This is a genomic window from Pantoea sp. AG702, from assembly GCF_003182295.1.
GTDB lineage: Bacteria > Pseudomonadota > Gammaproteobacteria > Enterobacterales > Enterobacteriaceae > Pantoea > Pantoea ananatis.
Window position 1 is genome coordinate 13,391 of sequence record NZ_QGTU01000005.1, and the last position, 19,966, is coordinate 33,356.

The following is a 19,966-nucleotide window of genomic DNA, read 5'->3' on the forward strand; positions in this document are numbered from 1 at the left end:
CAGGTTTCCCTGCCTTCGGTTAAACACAGACTTCCTGGGCTATTGCGCCGCTCTGGCTGAGGGAGGCCAGTGAGATAACACGATGCGCGCTTTTCTCCAGTAAGGCGAGATCGTGGCTGACCAGCAAAATGGCGCAGCGTTGCTGTGTGGCCAGTTCGCTAATCAACGCCAGCGTCTGCTGCTGAACGACAGGATCCAGGCGCGACGTCGGCTCATCCGCGAATAAAAACACAGGGTCCAGTAACATCACCCTGAGCAGTGAAAAGCGCTGAAGCTCGCCGCCTGACAAACCTGAAGCCGGACGGTTCAGCAACGCGTGCGCTAATCCCAGTTGTGCCATCAGTTCATCACGTCGTTTCACCGTGGCGTGGTGCAGCCGCAGAACATCATCGATAACTCTGGCCATCGCGATGTCAGGTGGAAATATGGCTGAGGGATCCTGATAAAGTTTTTGGTAACGTAACCTACTGGCAGCCCCTGGACGCACGACCTTGCCCGAATCGGGCGTTATCAAACCGCATAGCGTATCCCCCAGGCTACTTTTACCGCAGCCGCTTTCGCCATAAAGCCCCACGATTTCACCGGCCCGGAAGATTAGCGAGGCATTGTGAAACAGTTGCTTCCCTGACCGTTTCAGAGAAAGGCCCTCTGTCTGTAACACGATGGTTTCATCACAGGGTACTCGCGAGCCTGGCGCCCAGGCCTCAGGATCGGCCGCCAACAGCAGTTGGGTGTAAGGCGCTTGTGGACGGTATAACACCTGCCCGGCGCTGCCCTGCTCAACGACTTTGCCTTTATGCATCACCATGACCTCACCACCTAACTGCCGGGCCAGTGCAATGTCGTGCGTGATCGTCAGCAAGGTTTCACCCTGAGCCACCGCCGTATTTAACAGGTTACCCATTTCATCCCGCCGCGCGACGTCCAGCCCTTTAGTCGGCTCGTCTGCAATCAGCAGCGTCGCGCCCCCCGCGCGAGCAGCCGCGAAGCAAACCCGCTGGGCCATTCCCCCTGAAAGCTGCCAGGGAAAACGCGCAGAGGCATGCGCAAGCCCCAGTTGGTCGAGTGCCTGTGCCGCGGCCTGTTGTGCATCCCTCCTGGCTAAGCCCCGCACGTACCGGTAACCTTCCATGACCTGAGCGCTGACACGCATTGTTGGATCGAGCGCCAGCCCGGGTTCCTGGGGCAAAGACGCGATGCGATGCCCCCACTGAGCGCGAAGACGGGCCAGATCGGTTTGGAGATCATAACGTTGTCCGTCAATCTCAACCGTGCCTGTGGCACGGAGTCCTTCTGGTAACGCCCCCATGATGGCCTGGGCGAACAGACTTTTTCCCGATCCGGTTTCGCCCACCAGCGTCATGGGTTTGCCCGGCTGAATGACCATGCTCACGGGCTCGACGATGGAGTCTTCGGCGTAAACGGCGACCTGTTTAATTACTATGCCCGTCATATCCGATCCTTATTCACTAATAAATTCATGCCAGTCAGTAACAAAAAAAGCACCAGCACGGGCTGGAGTAGAAGCCAGGGCGCTTCCCAGGCATAGGGAAAAAGTTCTGTCATCATCAGCCCCAGTTCTGGTGTCGGTGGGCGAACCCCCACGCTGATGAATCCCAATGCGGACACCGCCATAACGGCACTGCTAAACGCATAGACCGTTAACGTCAGCAACAAGGGCGCCATGGCTGGCCATAAGTGTCTGCGAAACAGATAGCGTATCGAGAAACCGAGCAGTGAAGAGGACTGGACGGCGGGAGACGTAACAACGGGTCGCAGGGTGGCTCGCGTCACGCGGAAAAACTCGACCCACAGCACCAGTGAAATCCCCAGCCACAACATTTCTGGCGAGTCAGGTGAGATAGCCGCTAACAACAGCACCAGCAGCAGACCGGGAAGCGCAAGGCACATATCCGCTAATACGTTGCACACCTTGTCCACCCAACCGCCGCGCCAGGCACTCATGATCCCCGCCAGCGTGCCCATTATCAGTGCCGTGATAACGCATATCGCTGCCAGGCCCAGTGATAACCTGAGTGCCGCACTTAACCGGGCCAGCATTGAGCGGCCAAGATGGTCATAGCCCAACCAGGCCTGCCCAGAGGGAAGCTGTAACATCTGCAACAGGTCCTGCTGCACAGGATCCCCAGCCCCGAATAGCGGCACCAGCCAGGCAAACGCGAGCAACGCCAGAATAATTGCCAGACCTGTTTTTTGACGAAAGGTCATATGCGTTTCCCCCTTGGATCCAACACATAGCACAAACCATCGACCAGCATGTTCAGGGTGACAAACGTCAGCCCCAGTACCATTGCGCTGGCCTGTATCACGGGCACGTCCCGGGCAAAAATCGCATGGACCAGCGCATGGCCAATGCCTGGCCAGGCAAACAGCGTTTCCACCACCACCACGCCTTCCACCAGCCAGACGAACTGCATGCCGAGCCAGGTCACGACCGAAACGCTGAGATTACGCAGGGCGTGACGCCAGAAAAGACGCGGTTGAGAGAGACCCTTTTGTGCCCCCCAGCGATACCAGCTGGCCGTTACAGCCTGGAATGTCGCCTCACGTACGACCCGAGCGCCCACGGCACTTAGCGGCAGCGCCAGCGTCACTGACGGCAGGATGAAATGTCGCCAGTTCCCCTGCCCGGCACTGGGCAGCCAGTCCAGACGCAGCGCAAACAAAACGATAAGCAGCAGGCCAAGAGCAAAATGCGGAACCGATTTGAGAATGGCGGCAGCGCCGTTAACGGCCCGGTCCAGGAAACGGCCGGGATGACAGCCTGCCCAAATCCCGAGTGGAATAATCAGCAGCAGGGTCAGTAACAGAGAAAAGCCGGCAAGGGCGAACGTTTGTTTCAATTGCCAGACCAGTTCGCCACTGACAGGCTCACCCGATACCAGTGAACGGCCAAAGTTGAAGCGCAGCAGATCCCACATCCACTGCCCCAGCGCACTTCCCTGGGCGGTCATATCCGCCAGTTGCTGTTTTACCTGGGCTACCGCTGCCAGATCGACCCTATCATAACCATAACGTCCCGATGCGATACGCCAGGCCATATCACCCGGTAATGCCTGTACCAGAACAAACGTTAAGATCCCGACCGCGAGAATGACGAAGGCGGCCTGACAAAGGCGCCAGCTGAGTTGTTTAAGCATCATTTCACCCATTGCATATCACGCAGGCCAAAATGGCGTTCAAACGGATCCAGCGTGACCGAGGTGAGGCTGGCATTAACTGCCGCTGACTGCTGATACCAGGCGATGGGAATAACCGGCAAATCGCGCTGGAAAGCCGTAGTAATGACCTCTCTGGCCTTTTGTCGCACCGCAGGATCATGACTCTGCGATAGCGTACCGAGCGCCTCGTTAAAGGCCTTGTCGTGCCAGTTCATTGCTCCCCAGTCACCGCCTTGAGGGCCATAATCCTGAAGCAGCGTACCGGTGGGATCGGGCGTTAAGGCAAAATTACGGGCGAACAGCGCCATCTGCAGGCTCCCGTCGTGATGACGAGCGGGGATTTCACTGGAGTTAGTTGAATTAATGACGACATCGATTCCAATCTGACGCAGCTGCTGTTGGATCACCATCGCGATGAGCGGCAATTCAGGACGGTCCGGATAGGTCAGCAGCGTGAGCGTAAAACGCTGTCCATTACGGATCAGTATCCCATCCTGACCGGCTTGCCAGCCTGACTGCGTAAGCAATGCTGTTGCATGCTGTGGTGAGTAATCCAGCGTGGGCAATGCCGGATTGTGCCACTCGGCCATCGAAGGCGGGAACATCTGTGTCGCCGCCCCCGGATAGCGCAAAACCGCATTAGCAAGCGCACTCCGGTTAATCGCAAGGCTTAACGCCTCGCGCGTGGTGTGGTCGCTGAGAAAGGGATGTGCCAGATTCAGTTTGAGCATCACCGTTCGTGGAACGGAAACGGTAAGCAGCTGCAGAGATTTTTTATGTGACAGGCGCTGCCGACTGGCGGCATCAAGGTTAAAAACATAATCGGCGTCTCCGCTTTCAGCCAGCAGTGCGCGTGTTTCAGCGCGTCCCGCAGATAAAAATTCAGCGCCAGCGATGGCCGGTTTTTTCCCCCAGTAACCCTCAAATCTCTTTACGCTCAGCGCCTGAGGCGGCTGGAAACTTACCAGCTGAAACGGACCGCTTCCAATGATCCGCGTGACAGCGTTCGTGCTATCCCATGATGCCAGCGCCAGAATTTGTGAACGACTTTCTGCCAGCACCGCCAGTAGCGGTGTAAAAGGTTCACTGAGTGTAATGGTGACCTGTCGATCTTCACCCACAATCGACGTTATCGGTGCCTTATCCAGCAAGCCCGGCTTACCGCGGGCGATGTTAAGTGATTTCACCACGCTTTCAGCAGTAACAGGGGAACCGTCGTGAAAATGGGCGCCTGGACGCAGTGTAAAGCGCCATTGCAGACCATCCGGAGAAGCCTGCCAGCTCTCTGCCAGCGCTGGAACAGGGGCTCCTTTAGCATCCGTCTCCACCAGCGTTTCCACCACATCCATGCGAAGTAAAATATCACCCGAAAGAGCGGGATCGGCACCCTTAATTTCAAATGGGGCGGCAATACGGACCGGTTTTGTTTCGGCAGCACCGGCACTCAAGGAGGCAAATAACAGGCACGCAAGCGTGCTGTGAAGGAGGTACTTAAGTTGTTTCATAATATGTCTTTTAACCACATAATGTTACCCATAAATATTATGTTATAACATATCAATTCAAAGCAAAACCCATCTGAACATGTCGAGACGAAAACGGGATAGGCACTCAGCAGTTTCACGATCCTGTGTTTTGCTATTCCTGACAAACAGTGTTGAAAATCACCGCCATTTTGTTATGTTATAACATATTAAATGACACTGATTTTAAGGATTTCTCATGGCGCTTCATTCCTTACCGGACTCATCCGATCCCCGCTTGCCTGTTTCTGTACTGTCAGGATTTCTCGGCGCAGGTAAAACGACACTGCTAAATCACATTCTTAATAATCGCGAGGGTCGACGCATTGCAGTGATTGTTAACGATATGTCTGAAGTCAACATTGATGCGGCGTTGGTGCGTAATGGCGGAGCTGAACTCTCTCGTACCGATGAAAAGCTGGTGGAAATGAGCAATGGCTGCATATGCTGCACCCTTCGTGAAGACCTGTTACTGGAGGTCAAACGGCTGGCGCAGGAAGGCCGCTTTGATCATCTTGTCATAGAATCGACCGGCATCTCTGAGCCGCTTCCGGTTGCAGAAACCTTCACCTTCGCCGATGAGGACGGGGAGAGTTTATCCACTATTGCGCGGTTAGATACCATGGTCACCGTCGTAGATGGGTATAACTTTCTTCAGGATTACCGTTCGGTCGACTCGCTTCAGGCACGAGGAGAATCTCTTGGGGCAGAAGATGAACGATCTGTCGTCGATCTTCTGGTCGATCAAATCGAATTCTGTGATGTGCTGGTGGTTAATAAGACTGACCTCATCACGGAGGATGAGCAACGGACGCTTAAAGCGATGTTACATTCGCTGAATCCACGAGCGCGTATCATCACCAGCCACTTTGGTAACGTTCCCCTTGATCAGGTACTGGATACCGGTCTGTTTGACTTTGATCAGGCTGCACAGGCACCGGGTTGGCTGAAAGAGCTGCGCGGCGAGCATCAGCCTGAAACAGAAGAGTATGGTATTCGCAGTTTTGTTTACCGTGCCAGGCGCCCTTTTCATCCAGAACGTTTCTGGCATGCTGTTAACCACCAGCTTGATGGCGTCATTCGCTCGAAAGGCTATTTCTGGCTGGCCAGCCGCCCGGAATATGCGGCGATGTGGTCACAGGCCGGCGCGGTCGCACAGCATGGTTATGCCGGGAGCTGGTGGGCCAGCATTCCGCGGGACAAATGGCCCAGAGACAGTGAGTCTCTGAATTTTATTGCTGAGAACTGGCTGGATGGGACTGGCGATGCCCGACAGGAACTGGTTTTTATCGGCATTGAAATGGATGAAGATCAGGTGCGCAGCGCGCTTGACGCTGCGCTGTTAACGCCGCTTGAAATGGCTCAGGGCCCCGAATACTGGGTAACGCTTCCGGATCCCATGCCGGGCTGGTTTGGTGATGCTGATTCCTGATCGTTATATCCTGAGTGCACCCTTTGATTCGCAATAGAAAACCCGTTTGTCTGTTCTTCATGAAGGCTGAAAGTGATAAGAAACAGGCGCATTGTCATGCGCCTGTTTTATTGTTGTTGTCGCCAGAAGCCAGAACGTGGATTACCGACGGTTTTTCCAAATCGTCTGCACATTACAGAACTCATGCACACCAAAATGTGACAGTTCGCGGCCATAGCCACTCTTTTTGACACCACCAATGGTGACGCGCGGATCTGAAGCGCCATTGCCATTAATAAACACAGCGCCCACTTCCAGCTCTTCGCTCATCCGGGCAGCCATATGCTCATCGCCTGTCCAGACGGTCGCGCTCAGCCCAAAGTCGCTGTTATTGGCGATTTCCAGAGAGTGCTCCGCATCCCGGGCCACGGCAATCGCCGCTACCGGACCAAACAGCTCTTGCCGGAAGGCGGTCATTTCGCTGGTGACGTCTGAAAGGATGGTGGGGGCGTAATAGTTGCCCTGCCCTGCTATTTTCTCACCGCCTAACACCAACCGGGCACCCTCACGCAGGCTGGCTTGTACCTGCTGATCCAGCTCATCACGCAGATCGGCGCGGGCCATTGGGCCGATATAGGTGTCCTCATTCAAAGGATCGCCGATTTTAAGCGCTTTTACAGCCTCTACAAAACGGGCCTCAAATGCCTCTGCTATGGATGCCTCAATGATGAACCGTTTAGCCGCCATACAGACCTGTCCGGTATTCTGATAACGGCCTGTCACCGCAGATTTCACCGCTTCATCGATGTCTGCATCAGCCAGCACGATGAAAGGATCTGATCCGCCCAGTTCCAGCACGGTCTTTTTCAACGCTGCGCCCGCCTGTGCTGCGATCGCTGCACCAGCCCGAACACTGCCTGTTACTGCGACTGCAGCAATACGATCATCTTTGATAGCGGTTGAGACACCTTCGTTATCAACGTTAATAAGATTAAAACCGCCCTTTGGCAGGTCGGTTGCATCAAATAACTCAGCCATCAGCGTTGCGCTTCCCATGACGTTGGGCGCGTGTTTAAGCAGATAGGTGTTACCCGCCAGCAGCATGCCTACGGCGCCGCGCAGAACCTGCCAGAAGGGAAAATTCCACGGCATGACGGCCAGTATCACGCCTATTGGGCGAAAGGACTGCCACGCATCAGGTACCTGTGATGGCTGGTCTTCCAGCATCGCAGGTCCAAATTCTGCATACCAGTCACACAGATTGGCGCATTTCAGGATCTCCGCTCTCGCCTGCGCCACGGGTTTACCCATCTCAAGGGTAATCATGCGTGTCAGTTCAGGCTCGCGTTCACGAAGCTGATGACTGAGCTGGCGAAGCACTGTTACGCGTGATGCCATGCTGCTTTTTCGCCATTTTTTAAACGCGGCCGCGCTGGTGCTTAATGCCTGTTCCAGTTCAGATGCGTTCTGCATGGGATAGCTGGCAAGAATGTCGCCCGTGGTTGGATTACGTGACACGGCAAAGTCAGTCATGGTTTCGATCCTTTTCAGTAAGTGATGTTGTCACCATACGCCGGGATAATGCTGATGAAAAATGAATAATGCTGAGCAAGTTGTTTATAAAAAATGAAGTGATCACTTTGTCACGCCAGGTTTCGCTCAGGCGAACACCACGAGCAGCGCGTTACTATGTTGGCAGAACGGATCCGGACAGACGGCTGAATAACGTGAATGCCATATGTGTTTCAGGCAAGTTATCCACTTATACAGTGAATAGTTCCTATATAACGATCATAAAGAGATCCCTTATAGATCCAAAGAGATCCCCGATCGTCGCAGGCCGCACCACACAAGGGCTGAGAGGGTGTTTGCATTCACTGTAATCAGTAAAGTATTCACTGTAATCAGTACTTTATTCACTATACACAGTAGAATGTTCACTATAATCAGTGCTAATGTTCACTGTAATCAGAAAACGATCCTTTTCATCCACAGAATGAAGATCTTATCCAATGGCAGATAAAGATAGTGAAAACAAAGCGTTACTAGAGCCTTTTCTGTCTGTGACCAAAAACAGTGGTGAAGTTATTCAGCTTCATCCCAACAAAAATAATACCGTTCAGCCCGTGGCCTTAATGCGTCTGGGACTCTTTGTTCCCACGCTTAAATCCACAGCGCGGGGCATTTCTGGTGCTATGGCTTCAACCGATGCCACCAAAGAGCTTAAAAACCTCTCTCTGGTTAAAGCGGAAGGCTATGAAAAGATTACCATCACCGGTGCCAGACTGGATATGGATAATGACTTTAAGACCTGGGCCGGCATTATTCAGTCTTTTTCCCGTTACCCTACACAGGGTGATACGGTAACCCTGCCTTTTATTGATTTCGTGAAGATGTGCGGTATTCCCTCCGCCAACTCCTCTGCCGCATTGCGTAAGCGACTCGACGCTTCGTTACGCCGTATTGCGACGAACACTCTCTCTTTTGAAGGTAACGGTAAGGCCTATCATACGCATCTGGTACAGTCAGCTTATTACGATCGTGAAAAAGACATTGTTCGCATACAGGCTGATCCCAAGCTCTTTGAGCTGTATAACTTCGACCACAAGGTTTTACTGCAGCTGAGGGCTATCTCCCGCCTTAAGCGTAAAGAATCGGCTCAGGCGCTTTATACGTTCCTGGAGAGCCTGCCGACCAACCCTGCGCCCATTTCTCTTGCCCGCTTACGTATGCGGCTCAATCTTGGCTCAAAGATTACCACGCAGAATCACGTGGTACGACGCGCGATGGAACAGCTTAAAGAGATTGGCTACCTTGATTACTCTGAAGTCAAACGAGGCCGCTCCGTATTTTTCATCATTCACAGCAGAACACCGAAACTCGATGGAATCAGTAACCTGGAAGGAATCGATACGCTCGATGAGATCGATTTTGAAGACTGAGCCCAACGTTCACTGTAATCAGTACTCCTCGCGTTGCAGTGTCACTTTTGCCAAAAAGTGACACGTATGCCTATCATTTTCGTCTTAATTCTCCAGGCAGTTGGCTGGCCATTCACTGTAATCAGTCGTGTTCACTGTAATCAGTAAAAGTGGACTGGTTCACATATCTACTTTCGCGGTCCATTTTTTTAAGTGCAAACTTATCAATAATTTATAAGTTAGCTTGCACTTACTAACCTTTTTTAGAACACCTCTCTCCATGCGTTTAAACCGCTTTTACTGATTACAGTGAATGTCGGCTCGAAACCAGACCTCCGCGTCGTCATACTGTTTATAGTGAATTTACTGAGCTTTGTTATTTACAGAATACAGTGAATGTTAGAGTTAACCCATTGTTTAATAGTGTCTTTTTTTACCTCTGTTTTGCTGGCTATTTGCCCTGCCTTTCCTGTTCCAATTGGGTGCTTTTCCGCTTAAAAAAAAGTGACAGGGTTAAGCCAGTGCTGATTACAGTGAATGATGTGTGCCGTTTGGGATGAAGCTTCAGCATTTGTCACGAAGTCAGCTGACTACAGTGAACACTTAGCTCATTACAGTGAATGTTGAGATACTGGCAGGTTAAATGAAAATCACGTTTGCTGATTATAGTGAACATCCCATCTGACGCGGCCAGGTTCCGTTTGCAGCCAACCGAATTCCTTTCCTTCTTTTACTGATTACAGTGAATGTTTTACTGACTACAGTGAATCCACTCTCACCCATAAGCCCGCCCATGATGAGACGTGGCCTGATTCTGGTCACTGACCCGCGGGTCAGGACTTACGAAGTATACTGATTACAGTGAATGCTCTGACCATGCTGGGGCTGGTGGAAGTCGATTGAGTTGTTTAGCATTCAACCCCGTATGAGGTGTTTGGCTGGATGTGTATTTACTGATTACAGTGAATGTTTGAAACTCAGTCCCATAGCCGTTCTGCGTTTAAGTTAGAGTCTGGCTGTGGGAAAGGCCAGCCTGATGACTCCTCGTAAAGGGGCCATCAAAATGAAAGCGGAAGGTTACTGACTACAGTGAATGCCTAAAGTTACCCATAACTTTTACTGATTACAGTGAATATACTGAGCGCTGCACTTGCTGATTATAGTGAATCCTCTGTTAGCGCCCTGTGAAATGACTCCCCTTTTCTTTCGTTGAAAAACGGGATATGACACCCTGCCAGTTGCCAGTTGCCAGTTGCCAGTTGCCAGTTGCCAGTTGCCAGTTGCCAGTTGCCAGTTGCCAGTTGCCAGTTGCCAGTTGCCAGTCCGTTCAACTCAGTACCCTTTTGTCTACCGGCTTCACATGCAGGGCCACACATCGGCCTGAACTCATGATGCACCCATCCCTCGTTACTGATTACAGTGAATCTTTTGCTGACTATAGTGAATCTTTCAGTTTAGCGATCTTACCGCTGCCAACCGGCATGAATCTGTGCTCCAGACATGCGCTGAAATCAGCATATTGGCCTGGCCCTCCTGCTTACGATTAACACGTATTGGAACTGAATTGACCTCCATCAGGTCTGCAAAAATTCGAATGCATTCATTTACTGATTACAGTGAACGTTCGACACTGTTATTGATGCCTTTTCTTACCAGCTTTTACAGGAGATAGAATTTGTCAGCCTTATCGTGTGCTGGATCAAGCGTCAAGGTTAAGGCTGTGAAGATGAATGGGCGGTATTTCATGTGCGCGAGCTCGAGATGTGTCCCGCTCATCACAGTGAATTGTGCGAACAAAGTCACAGAAATCAGGAGTCCTACATTTAACACAGTATTGCGTTGATATGATAACTTGTTGCCTTGTGTGCAGGATTTAGGTATAAATTCATAAATCCTACATATTTGGAGTAAGTATGGCTAACGATGATAGTCAGGTCATGAAAGTTGCTCAGCGTTCCGAACGCATGTTATTGAGCCTTACTGAACAAATTCAGGCACAAAAGCTTGAGTTGCAGGAAAACAGCTACTACCAAATTTATGCCAAGGCGGCTCTGGCTAAACTGCCAAAACTGACCCGCGCCAGCGTTGATTATGCTGTAAACGAAATGGAAGAGAGTGGTTATCAGTTCGATAAGCGCGCTGCCGGTAGCTCGGTGAAGTACGCCATGTCCATTCAGAACATTATTGATATCTATCATCATCGCGGCGTGCCGAAATATCGCGATCGTCACACTGAAGCCTTTACTTTATTTGTGGGGAATCTTAAAGGCGGCGTTTCCAAGACGGTTTCTACTGTTTCTCTGGCTCACGCTCTTCGGGCTCACCCTCACCTTTTATATGAAGACCTGCGCATCCTTGTGGTTGATCTCGACCCACAGTCTTCTGCCACGATGTTTTTGAATCACGAGCGTTCTGTCGGGCTCGTGGAGGCGACTGCCGCTCAGGCGATGCTACAAAACGTCACACGGGATGAGCTGGTAAGTGAATTTATCGTTTCATCCATTATTCCTGGTGTGGACGTATTACCTGCATCAATAGATGACGCATTTATTGCATCAAGTTGGGATCAGCTGTGTGCCACTCATTTGCCAGGGCAAAACATTCATTCGGTGTTATACGATAATGTCGTGTCTAAGCTTAAAAAAGATTACGACTTCATCTTCATCGACAGTGGCCCACATCTGGATGCATTTTTAAAGAATGCGATCGCCGCATCCGATCTCCTGATGACTCCAGTCCCACCGGCACAGGTTGATTTCCACTCTACCCTCAAATACCTGACTCGTTTACCAGAGCTGATTGGCATTATTGAAGAGTCGGGAGCCGTATGCCGTCTCCAGGGCAATATCGGGTTTATGTCAAAGCTCTCTAACAAAGCAGACCATAAACTTTGCCACAGCCTTGCTAAAGAAATTTTCGGCGGCGACATGCTGGACGCAACCCTGCCCCGTCTGGATGGTTTTGAGCGTTGCGGTGAGTCGTTTGACACGGTTATATCGGCTAACCCGTCAACCTATGTAGGTAGCAGTGAGGCGTTGAAAAACGCCCGTTCTGCCGCCGAAGACTTCGCTAAAGCGGTTTTTGACCGCATTGAATTTATCCGCCTGAACTGAGGTTTTTATGAGTGCGAAAAGAATAACGATCGGCAGAACCTTCAGCCAGACACCGTTAAACACAGAAAAAGTCTCTGATAACCCTTCGCAGACGTTTGTTCTTGCCACAGGAAAACGTGCCGTATTCCGTTTTGAACACATTCCTGCGAATGAGATAGAAAGCAAAACCTTTGTGACCATGGAAACGAATGGTCGCGATCAGTCTGGTCTTACGCCTGACTCACTGCGGGATATTATCCGCACGATTAAGCTTCAGCAGTTCTTCCCTGCCATTGGTGTGATGCAAGGCGAACGTATAGAGATACTGGACGGCTCACGACGTCGCGCGGCAGCACTTTATTGTAAAACCGGTCTGGATATTCTTGTGACCGATGCGGTCATCACTCCGGATGAGGCACGCAGGCTTGCGCAGGATATTCAGACGGCTCGTGAGCATAATTTGCGTGAAGTCGGGATGCGATTACTGGCGCTCAAAGACGGCGGCTTATCCCAAAAAGAGATTGCTGAAAACCAGGGCCTTTCGCAAGCCAAGGTCACCCGTGCTTTACAAGCTGCCAGCGTTCCCGCTGATTTGATCTCTCTTTTTCCTAATCAGTCAGAGCTGACTTATCCTGATTATAAAGCCTTGCTTCAGGCTGCGGATAAACTGAGTGAGACCGGGCAAACCGTCGAGGCATTGATAAACGCTATCTCGGCTGAAATCGATGTTGTCAGGGCTCGTGATGGTTTGGCTGAGGACGAGTTAAAAAACACGATTCTGAGGTTGATTCGCCAGGGCAGCCAGACGCTCGTTAAAGAGCCTGAGAAAGATAAAACCACAGCGGTGGCTCTCTGGTCCTTTGCTGATAAGGATCGATTTGCGCGCAAAAAAACGCGAGGAAGAATGTTTAGCTATGAGTTTAACCGCCAGTCCAAAGAACTCCAGGACGAGCTTGATAAGGTCATTGCTGAGACATTAAAGAAGTATATGACCCGATGAAACATATCAAACCAGGCAAAATGATTGTCTGGTTTTTTATTCCCTCATATTTCCTTTATCCCTGTAATATTCGATATCGCTATAGCGGATTTCAGCCTGAAATCGCCAAATAAATAGCCTGAAATTTATCTCTAAGATACTGTTTTTTAGGTGTTTTAATTTACTTTCCCAAAATGAAATTCGCTATATTTCCCGCCTGCCGCCTGCCGCCTGTGGTTTTAATGTGGTTGTCTGCCTCGGTGCTAAAAGATTTTTGATTCGACTGATCTGCTCCCCGTTGCTGGCCACAACATGATGTTATAGCAACGCAAGGACATCCCAATGAAGACAGTTTTCGTACGAACAGATCATCAGTATCGCTTGCATAGCCGAGGCTGGCATTTCCTCCCGTAAGCATATTATTTCTGACGCAAACTTTTGCGCCTGGCGTAAGACATTTAATGGCTTGGCACTCCCTGAAGTAAAACGTCTGAAGAAGAGAGAGCCCGTCTCAGGAAGTGACTTGCAGAAGTGATGCCTGAGTGAAGATGCATTACAGGTGGTTGAGCCGATAATACTGACGACAGATCGCAAGCGGGAAGCGGTTGCAGTGAGGTGTGAAGTGATGAGTCTGTCACGACCTCGTGCGTGCACGTATGCTGATTTGTTCCTGTCGACTTGCTGCCATGAGAAGCAGCCTCCGGTGGCTGATGCGCATTTTTTAGGGCGCACTATTGCGCTGCCATCCGAGCGACGGCATTTCGGTTAGCGCCGTATAGCGGGAAACTACGGCAACGAGAAGGCCTGCATGTTAATCACAAGTACTTGTGATGCCTTTACCCTCTCAGCGGCCCGGGTGTTAATTGCAGGCGAGGTCGTAGAATACGGGTTACAGAACGCCTTCCTCTGCTCCGTCTTGCTGCTCCTGGTCTGTCGTGGTCACCGTATTTCGTCATGGACGCACAGGCATCCTGACGCAGAATAAAGTGTTATATCTGCGTTGATGATTTTACCAATGAATACCTGTCAGTTTCTCTTACCTCAGGTATATCTGGCATGCAGGTCACACGTATTCTGGACAGTATTGTGCTATTTCATGGCTATCCGGTAACGTTAAGACCAGACCAGACCAGACCAGACTCTGCACCAGCGTTTACCTGGCGGGCACTGAACCAGTGGACCTTTGCGCATGGCGTTAAGCTTCGGCTTATTCAGCCGGGCGATCGAATACCTATGGGGTTATCGAAAGCTTAAATGGTAGTTTTCTAAAGGCGTGTCAGATTAAGCTCGGGTTAAGCGAAAGTGTTCACCCAAAAAATACATTAACGACTGGCGGAAGGACTATAAGCGTTTCAGCCTCATTCCTGAGTGATTTATCTGACGTCAGCGAGGTTAGCAGTGGGCTGGCAAAATGCTAACAGAGAAGGTAACCCAACCGACATGGCTAACGGTCTATTGTGCTCAATGCTGTGGGGCAAATCACGTCGATGATTTTTATTGGATGCAGTCTGCGCGATATTTACACAAACAGAGACGGATACAGCAATTTTTCGACGGCATCTCAATTAGCGGTGTTGCTGTGATTGCAATAAGAGATTTAGCAGTGTGTGGATTATCGGTGTCAGGGCGAAAGAGACGCTTTTTTCAACCCTATCTTCATGAAAAATATTGTTTTTATGATGGCGATTTCAGCCTGAAATTCAGTCAGAGATAAAAAGTAATCCCTCGGTTTCTGAGAGAAGTCAATGCGTCAGGGTTTTGCTTTGTTATTTTTTTGAAGACGAACGTCCCGGTCAAACTCTGGTTAAATTGATATACAGAAAATATCCCTTAGTTATCCACAGAAAAAGTGGATAAGTTGAGAAAGCCTTAATGACAGAGACATGCGCCAATCTTTCGCCTTACTGATAGGCGTTTCAGGAGTAAGTAAGTTAAGCACATGGAGTTGGTTTCATGCCCAGATGCTAAAAAACATGTCGCAGTTTGCATCGTGACTCTGGCCTTTCGCTTAATCGGAACAGATTCACACCTGGCAATTGCCCTCACGTTGATAAAACAACGATTTAGTGAAAACGAGCGCTGACACGACGACAGAATGCACAGCGACAAGCTGAAGTCGGTGCAGTCATCATACAAAACCCGTTTCAGCCCAGGTATTATTCGAATCAGTAACAGACAAGGCTGGAGAGCGAAAGCGTTCTGTTAGGCGCTAATGAAAGTAAAAGCCTGATGCTGTACAGCATTTTATCAAATTCGCATCAGTGCCTGCAGGAGGAGAAAACGCCATTCCTTACAGAACAGTGATGCCCGGGCGAAAGCTAACGGCTTCTGGCGTTGGCATGATGTTTTTACTAAATACTACAAGCTGCATTCAGGCCAACCCGACGTTCACTGTAATCTGTAAACGTTGGCCATAGGCTTGATTCTACTATGTGTGGCACTGTCACATTCCCATCCATGATGAAAAACTGATTACAGTGAATCGGCAACGAGATCCTTTTGAGATTAACTGTTCTGGTCTTCACTCATAACATGCTCATGTTGGCTGAGTTTTGTTTATTTCATCCTGCTGAGGCTACATCCCGCTTCAATCACGGGAATGACTTTCGATACTGATTACAGCGAATCACAACCACTGTAATCAGCAACCGCAAATGACCTGTTTGGCGATTTCAGGCTGAAATTCATACTTATCAATGGGTTTGCTGCATGAAATTGTTGAAAGCAGTCATTATGAAAACAGGCAAGCCTCGCTGGCGAGTGGCCGTTTAGACAGGGTTTTTTGATCGCATCATCTAGGCTTTACATAGGTATCTGGGTTGCAGTGTACAGTGAACGGTTAAGATGCGTTGCTCACCCGGGTTAAAAGTATTCTTCACATGATGGCGGGGTTGGGAACAGCTCTCTTTAACAGGCTTAAAATCGCTTTAAAGCAGATAAATGACGACTCGCCACGAAGGGAAATCCACGTGGAGGTATTAACGTGTTTTAGCCAAATCGAAGGAAAAATACGTCGCTGTCTTCTCAGGACGTCAACGATTTCAGGGGCGAAAATTTGCGACCGTGCCTGATTATTTAACATAATATAAAGGTTTGCCTGTGTTTTTGACGTTCAAAAAAATCATTCATCCTCTGGCTGGTTTTTATTTCCTCTTTCACTGATTACAGTGAATGCCACTTAAACGTTCACTGTAATCAGTAACACCTAAGTGTTGGCGATTTCAGGCTGAAATTTACCTTATGCACCTAATGGCAATTTGCGCCACGTATATCAGCCTTGTGTAAATGGGAGTCTTACACGATTTCTATTTATGAGCAGATAGCCACTGGTTCAGCATTCAAGCCGAAAAGCGCGCAGCCTTCCTCGTTAATTGAAACTGCTCAGCCCGGCGTGGAGTGCGACTGGCGTAAGCGTTCACGAAGACAAGGCACAAGCGGCGATTCGACAACATACGTATCTCTCAAGACGAAAATGCCTTTGCCAGCGTGACCGCAGAGTGAAAGCGGTAATGGGTGAAGATGGAGAGATGAGAGTTCAGTGACACTTCATGTGTCATGCGCGTTTCAAGGCAATAATGGTCAGTGGCTATTAGCCAGCACTGAGCTTCAGGCAAGTAAAGGGTAGGGCAGGGGGCTTTGTTACTCAACGATTCCAGAACTTCCACCAGACTACTCAGCATCACTAACGTCGGGGGCATCTATAGCCTTTCAGCACTGTGCCACTTACGCATAAACCTGTTCGTTCAATGCCATCTGACGGTGCGGCAACTGAAGTATAAAGCGTTGGGTCAAGGATGAGAGAAGGAAAACACGATCATAATCAGATGTTAATCATGCCGTATGATCAGAATTTGTTGTGTCTTTTTTGCCGGAATAGATGCCAGGCCTGAAAACATCTGTCGTCATCTGATATATCTGTCGATAACAGCCAGCGAAGGTTCAGGTCGCTCTGCGTGGTTTGAACGGCTTTACGCGAAATGAAACTTTGCTCCCATTGCCAGTGAGTTGCACTGGATTAAGTACTGTGTCGAACATCATTGCGTTACCTCAATTTCTGCCCTTTTCATAACCCAGAAAATGAGGTTTATAAATGTTCAAAGACCCAGGATTGCGTCGATCTCAATCAGCAAGTCAGGTGAGAACAGAGCACTAACCTGTACCAATGCGCTCGCAGGTAAATAATCACCATAACGTTTAAACAGCACGTTGCGGAGTGCATCAATATCTTTAAAAGAGGTTACAAAGAGGGTGACCTTAATGAGTTGCTGCAGAGAGGTGTTTTCAGCCGCCGCTATGCTTTCCAGCTGATCAAAAATCACTTCGGCCTGCGCCGCGATATCCCCCTGGTTTGCAGGCGTGCCAAACGCCGTTAAGCCTGAGACATAGAGTGTTTGATTGTGGCTGACGGCATGGACATAGGGGGCAGTGACTTCCCCAAGCGAAGCATAGTTTTTCCGTACAGGCATCATAGTGCCTAACTCCCAATGTATTACTTGTTGGTCATTAGCAACTGCGAGCACGCATGATTGCTAAGTGCTGCCTGCTGCTGCTGTTCTTGAGTCAGACTTTTCCAGTTGTCGATCACCCGAGCGGCCAGGCCAGGAACAAAATGTATTTTTTGCAACGCATAGTCTGAATTACTGCCTTCTATAACGTTTTTTATGTCTTTCTGCAGCTGTTGCTCATTTTGCTGAGGTACGGCGCAGAGCACAGAAATGTAGTAGTTTTCATCTTCAGCGTCATAATGAGGTGTCAGCCACCACCCCAGGAACCCAACGACAAGGGCGGCAGGGATAAGAAAAGCGGGTTTTAGTACTGTCATCTATCCATCCAGAGTCATTCTTCTCACTGGCCAACAGGGGCATCAGTCCGGTCGCATATCCTGCCATAAATAGCGCTATTAGTTAAATCCTCTGCCTGGATTAGGCTATCAGGTGACACCAGGCACCAGCCCTGGTCATGAGCAGCATAAAAAATATGACCGGCATTGACGTTTTATGAAATCAGTCAATGAAACTATAAAAATCAATACAATTAACAGGTTACAGACCCAGACTTATCTGTATTCACCGCTGAGTTTTTAAAAGCATACTACTATTAGTTGTCTGGAGCCTCAGGATCCAGACTGATATTTATGCACATTTATAGGGGAACCGCGTGCTGATAAAGAAGAAGAAAATACGTTCACATACCGATGATAGATATCTGGCTCTGGCACTGGCAACGACTGCCGGGATACTCAACGCAATGGCTTTAGGCGCGTTTGGTTTTTTTCCGTCACACATGAGCGGTAATACTTCTCAGATTTCTAACGAAGTTTTCACTTCTGACTTTGATAGTCTGGTTTTCCTTGCGGGTCTGATTTCTGCGTTTGTGATCGGTTGTACCACCGCGAGATTGTTCATTATTGCCGGCGAAAGACGGAAAATCAGAACCATCTTCTGCCTGATCATTCTGGCTGAAGGGTTTGCACTGACGGCAGCGTCACTCTTCGAAAAATGGTTTTATTCACCCAGCTACAACGGTGAGGTATTGTTGATGCTGGGCTTCCTGATGGGCTTACATAATGCGACTTCTACGCAACTGTCGAACGGCCGTGTCAGATCAACCCATATTACCGGTACGCTAACTGACGCAGGCATCGCCTTAGGTTCCTATTTATCATCTTTTATATCCCGGGCAGAACCTTGCGACAGACGATTTGCCCAGAAGCAGCTCTATACACATTTAACCACGGTATTATCTTTTTTAACGGGGTGCATTGTCGGGCTATTACTTTTTAAAACCTATGCATTTAACGCTATGATTGGACTGGGAATTTCCCTCATCGCCCTTGCGGCTGGCGCGATTGTTATTACATTGTATAATGCAAAAAAGCTTTACTAGTTGATTTTTATAAATGGCGGTTACGTGAGATTTTATTTCAGGTGCTGCCATTACTAGCAGGAATGATTATTTTAAGACTGTATTTTAAAAGTGGTGTGGCAATTTAAATAGAGGAATTAACTTCCATAATATGACCGGTGAACAAGTCCATAAAATTGACAAAAAGTAATAAAAATTTACGTTTTATCCGATTTAGAAAAGAATTACCATTTCACTAAATTGGTCGTGGAAAAATAAAATTATTGTATAACTAAATCAATAATATAAGTAGATTCTACCGCTTCGCTTAAGGTTTATTTCCTCTGCTGGCTTTGTTTTCCTGACCACAAAAGTGTTAGTCTGTATATACATACACCGGTTGGAGGTTATGTGAATAACCATGAAGACAACGACATTCGTGCGCTGATTGGGGCGGTGGTGAGTGAACTTCTGAAGGTAGGTGAGCCCGTGCAGTTTCACCAGATCACAGATGCATTGTTTCGTTTAAGTCAGGACAGCCGAGACAAAAGATTTAAAGTACTTTGCCAGCGCGCAATCCATTTTTTCTCACGCAAAATGCATTAAGAGTGACCTGCAATCTGGCTGCGTTGCAGGTCAACAAACTCACGCTGACTTAGGATAAACGCCCTCACCACAGATGTCAGATGCGAAACTACACACCTGCATCGTCTGGCGTACGTCCTACCACGATTTCAAGAGTTCTGCGTAACAGTTCGATATGGAACTCATCATCCGTCGATTCGAGTTCTGCGATGAGGTACAGGATGATCGCTTTATTGGTTACGCGTTTTTCGTCACTGACAATATTTCTGATAACTCTGCCAAGCAGCTCAGTCTCCTGAGCAAGATGCTCTCCCTCACTGCGAAAAAACTCGATGATGGCTAAATCTGATGTGCTCTGTTGCATAGTTATCATTCTCTAAGAATCGTCAGTTGCGTCTTAAGGAGTCAGCCGACAAGGTCATTAAGTAG

Annotated in this window: 15 protein-coding genes and 1 pseudogene; 7 read left to right on the top strand and 9 right to left on the bottom strand. The window is 49.2% G+C overall.

The window, feature by feature from the left end:
* Positions 1-19: 19 nt before the first annotated feature.
* Genes DFO57_RS14670 through DFO57_RS14685 form a run of 4 tightly spaced genes read right to left on the bottom strand, consistent with a single transcriptional unit; the run spans position 20 to position 4,687 of the window.
* Positions 20-1,453 (bottom strand): ABC transporter ATP-binding protein, encoded by a 1,434-nt coding sequence (locus tag DFO57_RS14670; RefSeq protein ID WP_110015469.1) that lies wholly within the window; start codon positions 1,451-1,453, stop codon positions 20-22.
* Positions 1,450-2,229 (bottom strand): ABC transporter permease, encoded by a 780-nt coding sequence (locus tag DFO57_RS14675; protein ID WP_014604696.1) that lies wholly within the window; start codon positions 2,227-2,229, stop codon positions 1,450-1,452. The genes DFO57_RS14670 and DFO57_RS14675 overlap by 4 nt, the downstream gene beginning before the upstream one ends.
* Positions 2,226-3,161 (bottom strand): ABC transporter permease, encoded by a 936-nt coding sequence (locus DFO57_RS14680; RefSeq protein ID WP_029569636.1) that lies wholly within the window; start codon positions 3,159-3,161, stop codon positions 2,226-2,228. Before DFO57_RS14680 ends, DFO57_RS14675 begins: the two co-directional genes overlap by 4 nt.
* A complete protein-coding gene (locus tag DFO57_RS14685; protein ID WP_105079890.1) occupies positions 3,161-4,687 on the bottom strand; it encodes an ABC transporter substrate-binding protein in 1,527 nt (508 codons plus the stop codon). Before DFO57_RS14685 ends, DFO57_RS14680 begins: the two co-directional genes overlap by 1 nt.
* A 217-nt stretch (positions 4,688-4,904) precedes the next feature.
* On the opposite strand from DFO57_RS14685, the gene zigA reads away from it, so the two are divergent.
* Positions 4,905-6,137 (top strand): zinc metallochaperone GTPase ZigA, encoded by a 1,233-nt coding sequence (gene zigA, locus DFO57_RS14690; RefSeq protein ID WP_110015470.1) that lies wholly within the window; start codon positions 4,905-4,907, stop codon positions 6,135-6,137.
* Positions 6,138-6,278: 141 nt separating this feature from the next.
* Here zigA and DFO57_RS14695 read toward each other — a convergent pair whose 3' ends face one another.
* On the bottom strand, positions 6,279-7,649 hold the full coding sequence (locus tag DFO57_RS14695) for an aldehyde dehydrogenase family protein (protein WP_110015471.1): 1,371 nt from the start codon (positions 7,647-7,649) through the stop codon (positions 6,279-6,281).
* A gap of 479 nt (positions 7,650-8,128) precedes the next feature.
* Between DFO57_RS14695 and DFO57_RS14700 the strand changes: the two genes are divergently transcribed.
* From DFO57_RS14700 to DFO57_RS14725, 4 genes and pseudogenes are all read left to right on the top strand, one after another.
* The gene (locus tag DFO57_RS14700; protein WP_014604568.1) at positions 8,129-9,058 is read left to right on the top strand and encodes a RepB family plasmid replication initiator protein; all 930 of its coding nucleotides are present in this window, start codon (positions 8,129-8,131) and stop codon (positions 9,056-9,058) included.
* 1,892 nt (positions 9,059-10,950) lie between these two features.
* On the top strand, positions 10,951-12,150 hold the full coding sequence (locus DFO57_RS14710) for an AAA family ATPase (RefSeq protein WP_022623062.1): 1,200 nt from the start codon (positions 10,951-10,953) through the stop codon (positions 12,148-12,150).
* Positions 12,151-12,157: 7 nt separating this feature from the next.
* On the top strand, positions 12,158-13,129 hold the full coding sequence (locus tag DFO57_RS14715; RefSeq protein WP_110015473.1) for a ParB family protein: 972 nt from the start codon (positions 12,158-12,160) through the stop codon (positions 13,127-13,129).
* 346 nt (positions 13,130-13,475) lie between these two features.
* A pseudogene (locus DFO57_RS14725) lies at positions 13,476-14,599 on the top strand (DDE-type integrase/transposase/recombinase).
* Positions 14,600-16,569: 1,970 nt separating this feature from the next.
* Here the strand turns inward: DFO57_RS14725 and DFO57_RS14730 are convergent.
* The 3 genes from DFO57_RS14730 to DFO57_RS14740 all read right to left on the bottom strand — a co-directional run bounded on the left by DFO57_RS14730 (position 16,570) and on the right by DFO57_RS14740 (position 17,930).
* Positions 16,570-16,806, bottom strand: a complete 237-nt coding sequence (locus DFO57_RS14730; RefSeq protein WP_071785175.1) for a hypothetical protein — start codon at positions 16,804-16,806, stop codon at positions 16,570-16,572.
* A 396-nt stretch (positions 16,807-17,202) separates the two neighbouring features.
* Positions 17,203-17,577 (bottom strand): RidA family protein, encoded by a 375-nt coding sequence (locus DFO57_RS14735; RefSeq protein ID WP_014604569.1) that lies wholly within the window; start codon positions 17,575-17,577, stop codon positions 17,203-17,205.
* Between the two features lie 20 nt (positions 17,578-17,597).
* On the bottom strand, positions 17,598-17,930 hold the full coding sequence (locus DFO57_RS14740) for a hypothetical protein (RefSeq protein WP_022623057.1): 333 nt from the start codon (positions 17,928-17,930) through the stop codon (positions 17,598-17,600).
* A 335-nt stretch (positions 17,931-18,265) separates the two neighbouring features.
* Here DFO57_RS14740 and DFO57_RS14745 point away from each other — a divergent pair, with 335 nt between their 5' ends.
* Both DFO57_RS14745 and DFO57_RS14750 read left to right on the top strand, forming a co-directional pair.
* Positions 18,266-18,994 (top strand): YoaK family protein, encoded by a 729-nt coding sequence (locus tag DFO57_RS14745; RefSeq protein WP_110015475.1) that lies wholly within the window; start codon positions 18,266-18,268, stop codon positions 18,992-18,994.
* Positions 18,995-19,363: 369 nt separating this feature from the next.
* A complete protein-coding gene (locus DFO57_RS14750; protein WP_013028028.1) occupies positions 19,364-19,558 on the top strand; it encodes a hypothetical protein in 195 nt (64 codons plus the stop codon).
* An 88-nt stretch (positions 19,559-19,646) separates the two neighbouring features.
* Here the strand turns inward: DFO57_RS14750 and DFO57_RS14755 are convergent, their stop codons facing one another.
* Complete coding sequence (locus DFO57_RS14755; RefSeq protein ID WP_014604571.1) at positions 19,647-19,901, bottom strand: biofilm/acid-resistance regulator YmgB/AriR; 255 nt, start codon at positions 19,899-19,901, stop codon at positions 19,647-19,649.
* Between the last annotated feature and the right edge of the window lie 65 nt (positions 19,902-19,966).